The sequence below is a fragment of the Streptomyces sp. DSM 120436 genome (assembly GCF_055778765.1).
Map to the genome: position 1 here is coordinate 3,729,534 of NZ_JBSKBS010000001.1, position 14,721 is coordinate 3,744,254.

The window sequence follows — 14,721 nt, forward strand, 5'->3', positions numbered from 1 at the left end:
AACGGCCCCGGGGCAGGAGCAGGCGGGCGAGGACCCGCCGCGGCAGGGCGGCACGGACCGCCTGTTCCTGAGGGACGATCACCGGGGCCGCGGAGCGGGCCGGTGCTGTGAGGGAGGCCGTGCCGGCTGAAGCGCGCGTACTCGGCCTCAGCCAGGCGCAGTGGCGGACCGCGGGGAGAGGCGACGCCGCCTCCTGTCCGTCGCCCAGGAGGCCCGTCGTCCGGAAGCCGGTCGTCAGACGCGACCGGGACCCGATGGAGGGTACCCGGGAGGCACGACGGGGGCTGCTCGTCATCGGTTCGAGGGGAACGAAGGAGGAAACCGTGCGGCGGCCTGACGAGGAACTGCTGGATTTCGACACCGGCGAGCTGGAGGACTGGGACGAGGAGCGCGCACGGGCGGCCCTCGACGGCGAACACGGCACGCTCTACCGCAACCATCTCGACATCGCCCTGCACCTCGACCAGTGGGCGGAGGCCGAAAGCCGGCGCACCGACGCGGACGCGCGCTACAAGGCGGGCTATGCCCAGGCCCTGCGGGACACGGCCGCGTTCCTGCGGCAGACCTACTACCTTCCCTGAGCCGGGCGAGGCGTTCCGTCCGGTCGCCCGGCGCGCCGGCCCTCTTCACGGGCTGGCCGTTCCGTCCGCCCTGCCGGGCGCCGCCGGTTTCCCTCGATCGTTCGCGGGGGACCCGACGCCCGTGGTGGCACACGGAGCGGAGCAGCGGATGCGCCGGCCGACGCGGACGTTCGTCCACCGGCCGTTCCGGCCCGAGGCGGTCCGGACGCTCCTGCCCGGGGACCGGCCGTGGACGCCGTGGACGAGGACGAGGGGCCGCATGCTCGGGGAGACGTCCGTCGAGCACGAGCCGTGGCCGCGGGCCGGCACCGGCGGCGATGTGCCGGAGGAGACGCCGACCGTCGCGGCGGGCCTCCGGGAAACCGCTCTCGGTGAGCCCTTGGCGCACTTCCCGGAAGGAGTCAGGCATGGACGGCTCGGGTCCTCCAGGCCGTGCGTCCCGGAGCGCGCCTCCCCGCCTCCCCCCTGACACCCCTCGCCCGGATTCCGGCGCCGCCAGGCGACGCCCGCGCGTGCGCTTCGACGGCTGGATCGCGGGCATGGGCACCTCCTCCGGCACGCGGATCGTGCTCGGACACTGGCGACGGTCACCCTTCGGAGCGTTCAGTGACGTGATGCTGGAGCGGCCCGACGGGGACAGGCTGCTGCTGGCCCCCACGCCCGCGACAGCGGATTTCATCAGCGGCACCTACGCCTTCGACACGGTCCGCGTCGTCCCGGTCGAGGTGAGCGTCACGGACGACGCCTGGACCGTCACCGCCGGGCCCCTCGACCTGCGTTTCACCACCGGCCGGCGAGGGCTTCCGGGCTTCGCGCTGCGGGCCGTGCCCGGCCCGCTCGCCCGCCGTCCGGCATGGAGCGCGCTGACGGACCGGCCCGCCCGCCTGCTGCTGCCCGGCGTGCGCACCCGCGGCAGCGCCGGCCGGGGCCGCCGGGAGTGGTACGGCGCCCGGGACCTGCTGCCGATCCGTGCCGTGTCGGCGGCCTACGAGGGCGCGGACCTCGGGGCGACGGCACCCGTCGAGCCGCCCGTGCGCTTCGGGTTCGGTTCGGCGCCGAGGAACCCCTCCGTCACCCGGGTCACGACGACGGTCGAACTCGGCCCGGAGTGAGGGCGCCTCGGCGGGGGCCCCGGCCGGAGCCGGCGGAAGGGCGTCCCCCGAGCGGAACCGGAGTGCGGGGGCCCGCCCACGCGCTCGCGCACGGTGCCTTCGACCTCGTGGGCGCACCGCTGCCCCTGCCGCACCCGCGCGGCTTCGAGCGGGTCCTCGGCCCGAAGACCGGCCTGTGGCCGCGGAGGACGACGGGCGGGCCGCTCGCCTCCGCCGGCGTCGCCCAGCCCGCGGCGGCCGGGGACGCGCAGGCGGAGGCCCGCGGACTCACCTCCGACGGCGGCCCGCCGCAGCCCTGTCCCGTGACACGGCCGCTGTCGCGTTCGGCGCATGACCGTCTCGGAACCCCCGCAGACTCATCCCGTACTCCCCTCGGCGATCTCGAGGTCGGCGGACTTGACGACTCCCCGGTACGTCAGCTCTTTCCCATGGCCTTGTGGATGGCGTCCTTCGTACGGTCCACGAGCGCGGCCACCGGGCCGAGGGCCGTGTTGGCGGTGGCCGACTCGACGCCGGGGTGGGGCCGGGTGGGAGCCATCGCCTCGGCGGCCTTGACGGCCTTGGCCATGGCGGCGAGGCCGGTGACATCGGTGCTGCGCCGGATGTGGGCGAACTCGTAGCGTTCCTCGGCCCGCGCGTGCTCCTGGACGTCCTCGCGCAGCCGCATCAGCAGGGGCATGAACTTGGGGTCGTCGGTGTCCATGTCGTCCAGGGCCGCCAGCGTCTCCTTCGCCGACTTCTCCTCCGCCAGGCGGTCCCTGACGACGTGCTCACCACCCTCGACCGCCCTGCGGACGAAGGGGTGGACGACCTGTTCCTCGGCGGTCTCGTGCACGGCCAGCAGGCGCACGAGGCGCCGGAAGGCGTTCCGGCGTTCCTCGCCGCTGGTGGCCTCGACCTCGTCGAAGAGGTTGCGGATGTCACCGTGCTGACGCATCAGCAGAGCCACTACGTCGATGTCGGGCGCCTGGTCGTCGCCGGCCTGAGGTGTCTGCAGCTCGGACATGTGCGGCGTCCTCACTTCTCGCGCTGGGCGGGGTCGGGGTGCTCGCCCTCGGTCTGGAGGCGGTACTCGCGGCCGAACATCTCGTGGTGCTCGTGGATCACCCGGTCGCTCGGCGGGTTCTCCCCGCCGTGGATGCCCTCCTGCATCTTCTCGAACCGCTCGTGCGCCTCGCGGACGTAGCCCGCGCCGAGGGTGGTCAGGTCCATCTGGGTGTCCAACAGCTCCCGGATGTAGGCCTTGTTCGGCTCGAAGGTGAGCACGTTGGGCAGTTCGGGGGCGAGCACCTCGGCCGGTTCGCGGCCGTCGTGGCGGCGCATCAGGTCGCAGGCGATGCGCAGGTGCTCCAGCTCCATGTTCAGGTGCAGCTCCCAGATCGCCTTGACCTTGGGGTCGCTCTCCTGCTCCATGAACGAGTGGTACAGGTAGCACTCGTTGTACTCGTGGTTGACGAGCTGTTCCCACCACGTCTCGCCCGGGTCCACCAGGGACTCGTAGTGGGTGACGTGCTCCTCCTCGATCAGCCCGATCTCCTGGTAGAGCTGACGGGCGATCGGCTCCATGTAGGTGGGGCCGGTGTTCATGTAGAAGTTCATCGTCTGCTGCTCCGCCGACATGATCGTCAGCGCGTGCAGCTTCGACAGCGGGTTCGTCTCGTCCTTGGCGTACGGGTCGCGGACGTTGTCGACCGGGTCGCGGTGGTGGAACCGCGTGGGCCGGCCCGGCATGACCTCGGTCAGGTTGTCGACGATCGACTCCGCCTTGCGGTGCTCGATCATCTCGTACAGGTTCGCGTACCGGTACAGGTGGTCGAAGTCCTCCAGCACACCGAACTGGTAGGCCTGCTGCAGATACGGGTCCGGCTCCATCCGCGCCACCCAGGCGGTCAGGTCCACGGCCACCTGCTCGTACGCGATGGTGGTCTCCAGCACCGAGGAGACACCCGGGAGCAGCCAGTTGACGACCTTCTGCTGCTGCGCCTCGATGTACCGGGTCCGGGCCAGCTGCCGCTTGATCTCGGGATCGCGCGTGTGCCGGGCGAGCTGGTGGCTGAACTGGATCGCCTCCACCTCGATCCCGTTCATCGTGATGATCCGGCACCGGGTGTACGGGTCGCAGTGGTCAGGGTCGATCGGCTCCACGTTCAGCTCACGCCAGCTGCGCAGCTGACGGTCCAGCGGGATGCCCCGCTGCTCGAGCGGATTGAACGTCATGGGGGGTGCCTCCTGAGGACGAGGGAACACGTGCGCCGACGGGTACCCCGCCGCGGACGACGAGCACAGGTCCCCCTGCGGGTCTCCCCGTCATCGTCGGTTTTCAGCCACCGCTCGCGCCCGGAGGACGTGCGATTCCCCTACCGGATCAGCCGGGATGACAGTGTCGGCGCACCATGACGCGACCGGATTCATGCGCCCAGGGGCGATCGTCCGCCGCCGGCCGCTTCCGGCTGTCCTCGCGCATCAAGCGCTCGATGGCGCAGCGGACCGCGCACCCCTTCGCGCCGCAGCCGGCCCCGTGACACCCGAGGGCGGCACCCTTCCAGGATGCCGCCCTTCGACGTGTACGGTCGCGCGGGGCGCGTTCGTGTCAGAGTGATCCGGCCGGCGTCCGCTCCTTCAAGGTGGCGTCCTCGTCCGACGCGCCCCAGCATTCCACCTCGCCGCGCAGGCCCGGCACCTGGTCCTTGCGGAAGACCGGGTCGAGGCCCTGGCGGCGCTGGGCCATGTAGTCGTCGAGGAGGCGGAAGGCGACCGCGCCGAGGGGGATGATCGCGATCAGGTTGACCAGGACCATCGCGCCCATCGTGACGTCCGCGAGACTCCAGACCAGCGGGACGGAGCCGATGGCGCCGAGGACGGCGCAGGCGATGACGATGGCGCGGTACGAGCTCATCACGCTCTTGCTGCGGGTGATGAACTGGATGTTGGACTCGCCGTAGTAGTAGTTACCGATCATGGAGCTGAAGGCGACCATGAAGACCACCAGGGTCAGCAGGTGACCGGCCCAGTCGCCGAGCGCGCTGGTGAAGGCGGCCTGCGTGACGTCCGCGCCGCCGCGCTCACCGAGGGTCGGGTCGGCGGAGAGGATCACGAAGGCGGTCATGCTGCAGATGACCAGGGTGTCGAAGTAGACGCCGAGGGTCTGGACCAGGCCCTGCTTGACCGGGTGCGTGGTCTCCGCGGCCGCGGCAGCGTTCGGGGCGGAACCCATGCCCGCCTCGTTGGAGAACATGCCGCGTCGCACGCCCTGCAGGATCGCCGTGCCCACGGCGCCACCGGCGACCTCGCGGAAGCCGAAAGCCCCGCCGATGATGTCGCCGAGCATGCCCGGCACGTTGCCGAGGTTGAGGAGCACGATGACCAGGCCGACCACCAGGTAGAGCCCGGCCATCACCGGGATGAGGATCTTGGTGACGGCCGTCAGGCGCTTCACGCCGAAGAGCACCGCGAGCGCGAGCAGTACGGCGAGCACGACCCCGAGGACGGGGTTGAACCAGGAGGCGTCCGAGCCGAAGGAGCCCTTGGCGGCCACCGTGATGGTGTTGGACTGCACCGCGGTCAGCACGAACCCGAACGTCAGCGTGATCAGAACGGCGAAGACCACGCCGAGCCAGCGCATTCCGAGCGCCTTCTGCATGTAGTAGGCCGGGCCACCCCGGTACGTACCGGGCTCGGTGTCGCGCACTTTGTACAGCTGGGCCAGGACCGACTCGACGAACGCCGAGGCACCGCCGACCAGGGCCATCATCCACATCCAGAAGACGGCTCCGGGGCCGCCCATGGTGATCGCGGTGGCCACACCGGCGATGTTGCCGGTGCCGATCCGCGCGGCGGCGGAGATGCTGAAGGCGCCGAAGGGGCTGACGCCGGACTGCGGCTTGTCCTTGAAGACCCGGAGCATCTCCGGGATCAGACGGATCTGCACGCCCTTGGAGCGCAGCGTGAACCAGACGCCGGCGACGGCGACCAGCGGAATCAACAGGTATGTCCAGAGGACGTCGTTGAGCTCGACGACCCAGGTTTCCAACGTGCTCATGCGAGTGCTTCCCGGTTCCTCGTGAGTCGGGGAATCGGCCCGGTTTCCGCATGCGCGTACAGGTCGTGCACGGAGCGGACGGTCGGGCCGGGTGGTGCGGAGGCAAACGCTCCGCAAACCCCAGGACTTTAGGCTGGCGCCGCCGCCTCTGCCTATGGTCCTTGAAAGTGCTCTATCTCACATGAGCCCGACACATGCGAGAAGCCACCGGTCGAAGCCCCCGGCAGGGCTGGTCGCCGACGCCTGCCCCGCAGCCGGCTCCCGACGCGGCACGCCCCGCACATCCGGCGCCCGGCCGCGAGGGACGTCGAGGACGGCTGGCCCTGCGCCGGGCCGCCGAACGCTTCCGGTTCTCACCGGCCACGGCTCAACGGTGGGCGAACCGCTACCGCCTGCTCGGCGAGTCGAGCCGCGGGTGCGTCGAAGGAGGTGGCGGCCGTGACCCCGGCCCCCGTTCTGCCGTCCGCCCGGCCCTCCCCGGCGCCGCCCGCCTCGGTACCTGAGCGCTGAGGTCCGCGTTCACGCTGAGTTCCGCCTCCGCGCTGCCCTCCGTCTCCGGCTGAGTTTCTCGCCTCCGCGCTGCGCCCGTCCCCGGGTCGTACTCACTCCCCGAACGGCGTACGCACAACCGTGTGCATGATCGGGCATTCAAGTGAGTTGCCCGGCCTCCGAATGTCATTTTCGGTCAATTCCCATCACGCGTGCCGGACGTGCCCGAATCCTGGGCTTCGGGTGGCCGCGGTGATCGTCATGTCAATCGAAGTCGCCCCTCCTTCAATTCGAAGATCCACCTGCTACGGTCGAGGGGGAAGTGACCCGCCCGCGGAGGCAGGTCAGGCCAAGGGGGGCGTCATGGCTGGCATTCGCGACTTCTTCAACGGGTTAGCCGGATCACCGAAACGCAATGAGAACCGCAGGAAGGTACTGCTGGCCATCGCGATCAAGGCGGACACCCAGGTCGGTATCGCCCGGCGCACCGTGCTTTCCCAGGCAACGGTGTCCACCGCGGTCCGGGAACTGGAAGGGGAAGGCTTGGTGACCGGCGCCCGCACGGACGGGGGGCGAGCCGGCAGGGTGTGCCTCGTACCCACCGACCTGGTCGGCGTGGGGGTGCACGTCGGCTTCAACCACGTCACGGTGGTCGCGCGCCGGCTGGACAAGGATTACGAGGCCGTGTCCGTCCGCGCCAACTCGGAAGGGGTGAGCCGGGGCTGGAACCGCGCCCGCCCCGCCGCCCAGGACCTGATCGGGGAGGCGGTCAGGGACACCGGCTGCACCCTGTCCGATGTCTTCTCGCTCGGCATCGCCGTGCCGCGGATGATCGATCCGCGCACGAACGAGTTCACGCGGCCCGTCCTCCATCCCTGGCGGAACGGTGACGACCCGGCACGGGACCTGGGGGAGTGGCTCGGCGTGCACGCGGTCATCGACAACGACGCGAACCTCGGTGCCCTGGCCGAGCAGACGTACAGCCGGCGGGAACACGCGGAGACCGTCATCTACGTCAAGGTCTCCACCGGCGTCGGAGCCGGAATCATCATCCACAACAACCTCCTTCGCGGACGCGGCGGAATGGCCGGGGAGATCGGCCACCTGACCCTGGAGCCGGACGGTGTGATGTGCCAGTGCGGGGGCCGCGGTTGCCTGGAGACCGTGATCGGCGCGGAAGCACTGGTGCAGCGGGTGCGCCAGGCCCGCACCAGGACGGGCGCCGCGGACTTCGAGCACCTGGAGGACGTGATCCGGGCCGCCCGGGAGCAGGACCCCGTCTGTATGCGCGTGATCAAGGACGCGGGACGCACCCTGGGTTCCTTCCTCGCCCAACTGTGCAGTCTCATCAACCCCGACGTCGTGGTCGTGGGCGGCCAGCTCACGGAGTGCCACCTGCTCCTGGAGGGCTGCAAGGAGTCGCTGCACCGCTTCGCCCTCCCCGGCGCAGTCGCCGAGGATTCCGGCTTCGTCCTGGAACTGAGTGAGTTGGGGACGCGGGCCGAGGCTCAGGGGGCCCTCGTCCTCGGGCTGCGCGGTCAGGAAAGCCCGAAGAGCACGGTGTGACCCGGTCGCGGGCGCTGTGCCGCGGCGATCGAATTCCGTGAGGCGCCTCTGCCGTGCTTGGTCCTTCGGAATGATGGATGCGCGCCAAGCCGGCCGCGATATCGGCTTCAATTGCCGGCGCCGCCGTCATCGAACTGCACGGGGGGCGTGCCGCACACCAGAAACGGGCTGGTGCCCGTGCCGTTCACCGGTCCGAACGGCGAGGGAATACCGCTGGTCAGACAGTGCGCGCACGGCTTGCTGAATCCCGGCTGCGCCTAAAGATCACGTGGCATACTGCGCTCATGTGGACCGGTGGCCGGAAAGGCCACTTCCTCGTGTTTTGTTCTTTCTGGTGAGGTAACCGTGCCCTTGACCCGAGGCGGCTCAATGTTCTATGAGGAATTGTTCGAGCAGTTGTCCGGCTGCGCTGCCGATGGCGGAAGCGGAACGTTCCCGGACGGGCCGCCCCCGGACCAAGACGCCGCCTATGTGTCCCCCTCCCTCGTTGATCTCGGACACGTCCGTGACCTGACGTTGGGCAGTTCCCCGAACGGCAACGCCGACGCCAACGCCCAGTACTACTGGTAGGAGTCGTCGTGGCCGTCCTCCCCGGCACGACCGGCGCCCTCGGCGCGGCCCCCGCGACGGGCCCCAGCGGCACGACCGGCATCACCGGCACCGGCCCGGACACCGGTGAACTCGGCATCCGCCTGCCGGCCGGACCGGCCATCGCGGCGATCCTGCCGCCGGGTCCCCGCCTACCGGCGCCGGCCGCACAGGTCTGGGCCGCCGACCCCCGGCTGTGGTCATGGGGCGCCTGGCACGCCGGTGAGGTTCGCACCGCGGCGACGGAGCGGGCCGGAGTCGTCGCCGTGGGCCAGTGCCTGGCCGGCCCCGCACGGATGGAGGACGACCTGAGGCGTTCCGCGCACGACGGCGACTGGGAGGCACTGACCCGGTGGCCGGGGGCCTACCTGCTGCTGGTGCTGGAACACAGCGGCCGCTTCACCGCCTACACCGACCCAGCCGGTCAGTTCCCGCTCTACTACGCACACCGCAACGGTCGTACCGTCGTTTCCACCCGCGCCACCGCCGTGGCCGCCCTGACGGGACGGGAGTCGGCCCCGGACAACCTGGCGCTCGCGGCGCACATCGTCTGCCCCGCAGTGCCGGAACTCGTCGGAACACGGACCGCCTTCACCGGCGTGCACCGGCTGGGTCCCGGTGAGGCCCTGCACGTCGACTGCGCCACGAACGCCGTCACCCGGTCCTACGCCGCACCCGGCCCCGGCGCCGGCGCCTGCATGGAGGACGCCGCGGCCCGGCTGCGCGACTCCCTGCGGCAGGCCGTCACCCTACGCGTGCACGACGCCCCCCGAGTCACCTGCGACTTCAGCGGCGGTCTGGACTCCACCTCGCTGGCCTTCCTCGCCGCGCAGGCGGCGGAAGAACCACTGGACGCCTTCGTCTATCACCATCCGGGAGTCCCGGCGGGTGACCTGGAACACGCCGTGCAGCACGCCCGCGCATCGGCCGCCGTCCGGTTGCACCTGACCGTGGGCGGCGATACGTCACTGCCGTACGCCGCTCTGAGCGCGCGGGGACGGCCGGACCAGCCCGATCCGTCCACCGCGGTCGTCGCCCGGCTCCGCTGCCGCCTGACGCACATCGCGAGCCGAGGGGGCGGCGTCCACGTGACGGGTGAGGGCGGCGACGCCCTGCTGACCGCCCCGCCCTCACACCTCGGCGAGGTGGCCGCAGGCCGGGCGGTGCGCCGTCTCGCGCACGACGCCCTCGCCTTGGGCAGGCTGCGCCGCGTGGCCCCCGCCGGCGTCGCCCGCCGGGCCGTGCGGCTGGCCCGTACCCCGATCGACCGGGCGCTGCACGACCTGGCCGCACGGCTGGAGCAGCCGCCGGCGCACCCGCCGCAGTGGCTGGACGCCATCGCCTGGTGGCCGCCGCCCGGCCCCGAGGCTTCGTGGCTGACCCCACGAGCCCGCTGTGACCTGGCCGAACTGGCCGTCGAGCGGGCCGGGCAGGCACGGCGCGAAGGGCCGGGGCCGGCTCCCGGCACGCGCGCAGCACTCACCGAACTGCACACCTCGGCCGGCCTGCACAGTCACCTGGTCGACGTGGCCCGGCCGTTCGGGGTGTGGCCGCAAGCACCTTTCCTGGACGGCGCCGTCGTCCGGGCGGCGATGAGCCTGCCGACGCCGGCGAAGGCGGACCCCTTCACCGTCAAACCGCTCCTGAGGGCCGCGCTGGCCGGTGCGGTGCCCGACGCCGTGCTGGACCGGCGTACCAAGGGCGCCTACGCGGCCGAGGACTACCGGGGTGTTCGCCGCGCCGCGGCAGATCTGCGTGCGCGGCTGGCCCGCTCGCCGCTCGCCGACCTGGGCGTCATCGAACCCGCACGCGTCATCGCCGACCTCGACGCCGCCGTGCACGGCTTTGCCGCCCCCTTCTCCGCGCTCAACCGCTTGGTGGGGGTGGACGTCTGGCTGGACGGCCTCGGTACGGCCGGGGAGGCGCCGTGAGCCGGCTGCACGTACCTGACTTCGTGCAGGAGAGCCTGGGCGACCACGGAGACGCTGTGCTGCTGGACACCCGCTCGGGGCACTGCTTCGCCATGAACCCCGTGGCGGGCCTGCTGTGGCAGGAGTGGCGCCGCAGCCGGGACTTCGAGACGGGCGTCCGCGTGACGGCGCACCACTTCCCGGCGCTGAGCAGGGACCTGATCCGTCACGACGCGCGGCAACTGGCCGACGCCCTCCTCGAGCGCGGTCTGCTCACCGCCTGTCCCGCGGGCGGGCAGCCGGACCCACTCCCCGGCGAGAACCCCTCGGCGGCCACCGGGAACGGGCCGGGCGACGGCCCGGGTGCGCCCGGAACCGCTGCCGGCCCGGCACGTCGCGCGCATCCCCTCGCCGACGACGCAAGGAGTGCAGCCGGCACAGCGGAGGTGACCATGGCGGCCGATCCCGGGGCACAGGCGCCCCGTCCGGGCCGCCCCCCTGTCCGCCGCACTCCGCCGCTGGGACTGCTCTGCCTGCTGATCGCCCTGGTGCTGATCCGGCTGCCCTTCCCCGTGCTCCTGCGGGTGGTGCGCTGGACCTCGCACCACTGGTGCCGGCTCGACGCCACCGGGGCCCAGGCCGCGGCGGCTCTGGCAGCGGTACGACAGGCTGCCGCACGCTATCCCGGACGCGCGGCCTGCCTCGAAACCTCCTTGGCCGCGCTCACGCTGCTGGCCCTGCGCAGACGCCGGACGACGTGGTGCATCGGCACGGCCGCCGACCCGTACCGGTTCCACGCCTGGATCGAAACCGAGGCCGGCCCGGTCATGGCCACTGACGAGCAGGGCATCGATGCCTTCCGGCGCATTCTGACGACGTGATTTCTTCGAATCCCGCCCTTTCGGGCCACGGGCGAAGACATTACCGGGCAGTTTCAAGCGCCGTGGCCGAGTCGGCGCGGGAAAGGGCTTCACCCCTCACTCTTTCCGCGCTAACCTGGCAAGGCGAAAGGGCGGCCGCCCTGTCGGCAACCGCCCTTCGCGAGGAACGGACAGGTTCCTCAGACGCGCCCCAACAGCGCGTCAACCGGCGTCGCAGCCCCGTGCACCTGCGCCAGCACAAGCCAGAGCACGAGGACGACGACGATGATGACCATCCGCAGCTGCTCCCGCTGCAGGGAAACCGAGCATCGGGTGGTCATCGTCATCTTGACACCCATGTTTTGCCACCTCCCTTCCACGGATCACCGCCCCCTTTGCGTAATCCAGTGTTCTCTGCGACCCGGTTGAAATCAATCGCCCTTCCTGTGGCGCTGACGTGCTTACAGGGGCCTTACGCCCGCAGGTTATCGATACCGATCATTCAAATCGGAGCAACGCCCGGCGCGACTCCCGCCGGAAACGGAAAAACGAAAGACAAGACGGCCCGCAGTGCGTCCCCCGCCTCGAACGACCCCGCAGAGGGCCGACGGGACACCGGCACGACATGCCCACGCCGCGGCGACACCACGCACGACGGACCCCGGACACACCACAGGTGCCGAATCGAAGACCGAAGGGTCCCTGCTCACCCTCTCGGAGCCCAAAAACAGAGCCGCCCAGTCCGGTCGGCCCCCGCCGAACCCCCTTGAGCGGCCTCCACCCCGAGTCGTGTGATTTCCATCACATCCATAGGGGGGCGTTCATCACCGGGAGCCGCGCCCTACGCACCCGACCCCGGCCCCGTCGAAGGGATCTGGTCACTGCTGCGGCGCGGCTGGCTCTCCAACGTCGCCTCCAGCACCCCTGGACACCTCGTCCAGCGCATCCGACGCGGCCTCCGCCACATCCAGTACCGCAGTGACCTCGTGGAGGGCTGCCTCGCCGAGACCGGACTGACCATCAGGCCCGCCTGAGCAACGGCGCGACATCACGAGTTCAACCTCAGTGACAAAGGCGTTGAACATGGCGGTGGGTGATGAGGCAGGCGGCGAGGCCGAGGAAGGTTTCGTGGATGTCGTCCCGTCGTTCCCAGCGGATGCGCAGGCGGCGGAAGCCGTGCAGCCAGGAGATGGTGCGTTCGGCGACCCAGCGGAAGAGGCCCAGGCCAGAACCGTGCGGCTGGCCGCGTTCCGCAATTACGGGCCGGACACCTCGCTGCCACAGCAGCCGCCGGTACTTGTCGTGGTCGTAGCCGCGGTCCGCGAAGAGCGTGTCCGGCCGTCGCCGTGGCCTGCCGACGAGGCCGGCGACCGGTGGGACCTTGTCCAGCAGGGGCAGGAGCTGGGTGACGTCGTTGCGGTTTCTGCCGGTCAGCGACAGCGCGAGCGGGATTCCCTGCCCGTCGGCGAGGACGTGGTGCTTGCTGCCCGGCCGTGCGCGGCCGACCGGGCTGGGACCGCTTCTGGGCCCCGTCGGGCCGCCCGCACAGGGGAGGAGTCGATCACCGCCCGCGACCAGTCCAGCTGCTTCACCGACCGCAGCTTCTTCAGCAGCGCCAGGTGCAGCTTCTCCCGCACACCGGCCTCGTTCCAGGCCGCCAGGCGCCGCCAGCAGGTCATCCCTGAGCCGAGGCCCAGCTCCTGGGGCAGGTACTCCCACTGGATGCCGGTGTGCAGCACGAACAGGATCCCGCACAGGGCCTGCTGGTCCGGCACCCGTGGCCGTCCCGCCACCAGCTTCGGCCCCGGCTCGGGCAGCAACGGCTCGATGAGCGACCACAGTTCGTCCGGCACGATCCACGGCCGCGACTGACGTCTCCCCACGCCCCGACCCACGAGCGGACAGGTCGATGGTTGCTTGATCAACAACTTCTGTCAGGACCTCTTAACGCCCACTGAGAGCCACCGGTCGGGTCTCGGCGCTGCCCCGGTGCTGACGTAAGCGAGCCGTCGGCCGGATGTCAGTCAGCTGACGGAGGCTGTCGGCACGGTGGCCGAGCCATTCTCGTGGAGACATCGAATCCGCCCGGTACCCGGGCGAGACCATGAGGAGCGGACCATGAACACCATCGCGCAGCACTGGATCAACGGACAGTGGACCGGCTCCGGCTCGGTTCTGGAATCGATCAACCCGGCCGACGGCACCGTCGTCGGCTCGTTCTACGACGGTGGCGAGGCAGAGGCCTCGGCCGCCGTGGACGCCGCCGCCACCGCGTTCGCGACCACCGAATGGGCGCGCACTCCCTCGCTCCGGGCGACCGCGCTCAGCCGGCTGGCCGACGCCCTCGAGGCCCGGGTACCCGAGGTTGCGGCCATGCTGTCCCGGGAGAACGGCAAGCTTCTGGGTGAGACCACGTGGGAGGTCAGCGGTGCAGTCGGGTGGCTGCGGTACGCGGCGGCCTCTGCGCGCACCCAGACCGCCGGGCGCGCCGCCGAGACGGCACCCGGCCAGTACACCCACTCGGTGCCCGAGCCGCTCGGTGTCGCCGGGATCATTTCTCCCTGGAACTCCCCCGTCATGCTGACCGTGCGGGCCCTGGGCCCCGCGCTGGCCGCCGGCTGCACCGCCGTGGTCAAACTTCCGGCTCAGACGGCGCTGACCAATGAGCTGTTCGCGCAGGCCCTTGCCTCGGTCCCGGAGATCCCGGCGGGCGTGGTCAGCGTGTTCACCGAGTCCGGCAACACCGGGGCCCCGTTCCTGGTCTCCTCGGACAAGGTCGACGTGATCAACTACACCGGCAGTACGTCAGTCGGCCGCCACATCGCGGCCGCGGCCGCCCCCACCCTCAAGCGGCTCGGTCTGGAACTGGGCGGCAAGACTCCGCTGGTGATCTTCCCCGACGCCGATCTGGACATGGTGATCCCCACCGTGGTGCAGTCGCTGGTGCTGATGAACGGGCAGTTCTGCTGCACCGGCTCCCGTGTACTGGTTCACCGGGACATCGCCGACCAGGTGCGCACTCGGCTTACCGCCGCGCTCGCGCAGGTGCGGCTCGGGTCGGGCGACGACGAGAAGGCCCAGCTCGGCCCGGTGATCGACCGGGCGTCCGCCCAGCGGGTGGACGCGATCGTCGAGGAAGCCGCCTCGTACGGCACGGTACTCCTGCGCGGCGGTGTGGTCACCGACGGCCCGCTGGCCGCCGGCGCGTTCTACCGGCCGAGCCTGATCGAGGTGGACCGCACCGACGTCCGGATCGTGCAGGAAGAGGTCTTCGGTCCGGTCCAGACGTTCGAGATCTTCGATGACGAGGACGACGCCGTGACCAAGGCGAACGCCACCATCTACGGCCTGGCCGCCTCGGTGTTCAGCTCGGACTCGATGAAGGCCCGCCGGATCGCCCGGCGCATCCGCACCGGCACGGTATGGATCAACACCTGGGGAGCCATCAGCGAGGACTTCGAGGAGGGCGGCGTCAAGGGAAGCGGTTACGGCTACCTGTGCGGCCCGCGAGCGATCGAGGAGTTCCAGGCCCTCAAGGTGTACGTGGAGCAGGACCACACGCAGTCCGCTCACTGA

Annotated in this window: 12 protein-coding genes and 1 pseudogene; 8 read left to right on the plus strand and 5 right to left on the minus strand. The window is 70.8% G+C overall.

Annotated features, from left to right (window positions below):
• The first annotated feature begins 323 nt into the window (after positions 1-323).
• Positions 324-581, plus strand: coding sequence for a hypothetical protein (locus ACWH4W_RS16695; protein WP_473076519.1), 258 nt, complete (start codon positions 324-326; stop codon positions 579-581).
• A gap of 539 nt (positions 582-1,120) precedes the next feature.
• Positions 1,121-1,693 (plus strand): hypothetical protein, encoded by a 573-nt coding sequence (locus tag ACWH4W_RS16700; RefSeq protein WP_473077521.1) that lies wholly within the window; start codon positions 1,121-1,123, stop codon positions 1,691-1,693.
• A gap of 415 nt (positions 1,694-2,108) precedes the next feature.
• Here ACWH4W_RS16700 and ACWH4W_RS16705 read toward each other — a convergent pair whose 3' ends face one another.
• The 3 genes from ACWH4W_RS16705 to ACWH4W_RS16715 all read right to left on the minus strand — a co-directional run bounded on the left by ACWH4W_RS16705 (position 2,109) and on the right by ACWH4W_RS16715 (position 5,732).
• Complete coding sequence (locus tag ACWH4W_RS16705; RefSeq protein ID WP_473076520.1) at positions 2,109-2,699, minus strand: hemerythrin domain-containing protein; 591 nt, start codon at positions 2,697-2,699, stop codon at positions 2,109-2,111.
• Positions 2,700-2,710: 11 nt separating this feature from the next.
• The gene (locus ACWH4W_RS16710; RefSeq protein WP_473076521.1) at positions 2,711-3,910 is read right to left on the minus strand and encodes a hypothetical protein; all 1,200 of its coding nucleotides are present in this window, start codon (positions 3,908-3,910) and stop codon (positions 2,711-2,713) included.
• Positions 3,911-4,283: 373 nt separating this feature from the next.
• The gene (locus tag ACWH4W_RS16715; RefSeq protein ID WP_473076522.1) at positions 4,284-5,732 is read right to left on the minus strand and encodes an alanine/glycine:cation symporter family protein; all 1,449 of its coding nucleotides are present in this window, start codon (positions 5,730-5,732) and stop codon (positions 4,284-4,286) included.
• 852 nt (positions 5,733-6,584) lie between these two features.
• Here ACWH4W_RS16715 and ACWH4W_RS16720 point away from each other — a divergent pair.
• The 4 genes from ACWH4W_RS16720 (at position 6,585) to ACWH4W_RS16735 (ending at position 11,166) form a co-directional block, all read left to right on the plus strand.
• Entirely contained in the window at positions 6,585-7,787 is a 1,203-nt protein-coding gene (locus tag ACWH4W_RS16720) for an ROK family transcriptional regulator (protein ID WP_473076523.1), read from the plus strand.
• Positions 7,788-8,156: 369 nt separating this feature from the next.
• Positions 8,157-8,357, plus strand: coding sequence for a lasso RiPP family leader peptide-containing protein (locus ACWH4W_RS16725; RefSeq protein ID WP_473076524.1), 201 nt, complete (start codon positions 8,157-8,159; stop codon positions 8,355-8,357).
• Between the two features lie 8 nt (positions 8,358-8,365).
• A complete protein-coding gene (locus ACWH4W_RS16730) occupies positions 8,366-10,306 on the plus strand; it encodes an albusnodin/ikarugamycin family macrolactam cyclase (RefSeq protein WP_473076525.1) in 1,941 nt (646 codons plus the stop codon).
• Positions 10,303-11,166: a lasso peptide biosynthesis B2 protein gene (locus ACWH4W_RS16735; protein ID WP_473076526.1), complete on the plus strand. Its 864-nt coding sequence runs from the start codon at positions 10,303-10,305 to the stop codon at positions 11,164-11,166. Before ACWH4W_RS16730 ends, ACWH4W_RS16735 begins: the two co-directional genes overlap by 4 nt.
• A gap of 179 nt (positions 11,167-11,345) precedes the next feature.
• On the opposite strand, the gene ACWH4W_RS16740 is transcribed toward ACWH4W_RS16735, so the two are convergent.
• Positions 11,346-11,504: a hypothetical protein gene (locus ACWH4W_RS16740; protein WP_473076527.1), complete on the minus strand. Its 159-nt coding sequence runs from the start codon at positions 11,502-11,504 to the stop codon at positions 11,346-11,348.
• A gap of 480 nt (positions 11,505-11,984) precedes the next feature.
• On the opposite strand from ACWH4W_RS16740, the pseudogene ACWH4W_RS16745 reads away from it, so the two are divergent.
• Positions 11,985-12,179: pseudogene (locus tag ACWH4W_RS16745) on the plus strand (IS630 family transposase); the annotation flags it as partial.
• Between the two features lie 28 nt (positions 12,180-12,207).
• Here the strand turns inward: ACWH4W_RS16745 and ACWH4W_RS16750 are convergent.
• Positions 12,208-13,001, minus strand: a protein-coding gene (locus tag ACWH4W_RS16750; RefSeq protein ID WP_473077522.1) for an IS5 family transposase whose coding sequence is annotated in 2 segments (ribosomal slippage) — positions 12,208-12,680 and positions 12,680-13,001 — 795 coding nt in all. Because the reading frame shifts where the segments join, the coding sequence is not laid out codon by codon here.
• Positions 13,002-13,263: 262 nt separating this feature from the next.
• Here ACWH4W_RS16750 and ACWH4W_RS16755 point away from each other — a divergent pair.
• Positions 13,264-14,721 carry an aldehyde dehydrogenase family protein gene (locus ACWH4W_RS16755; RefSeq protein ID WP_473076528.1) on the plus strand — a complete coding sequence of 486 codons (1,458 nt, stop codon included), beginning with the start codon at positions 13,264-13,266 and terminating at the stop codon, positions 14,719-14,721.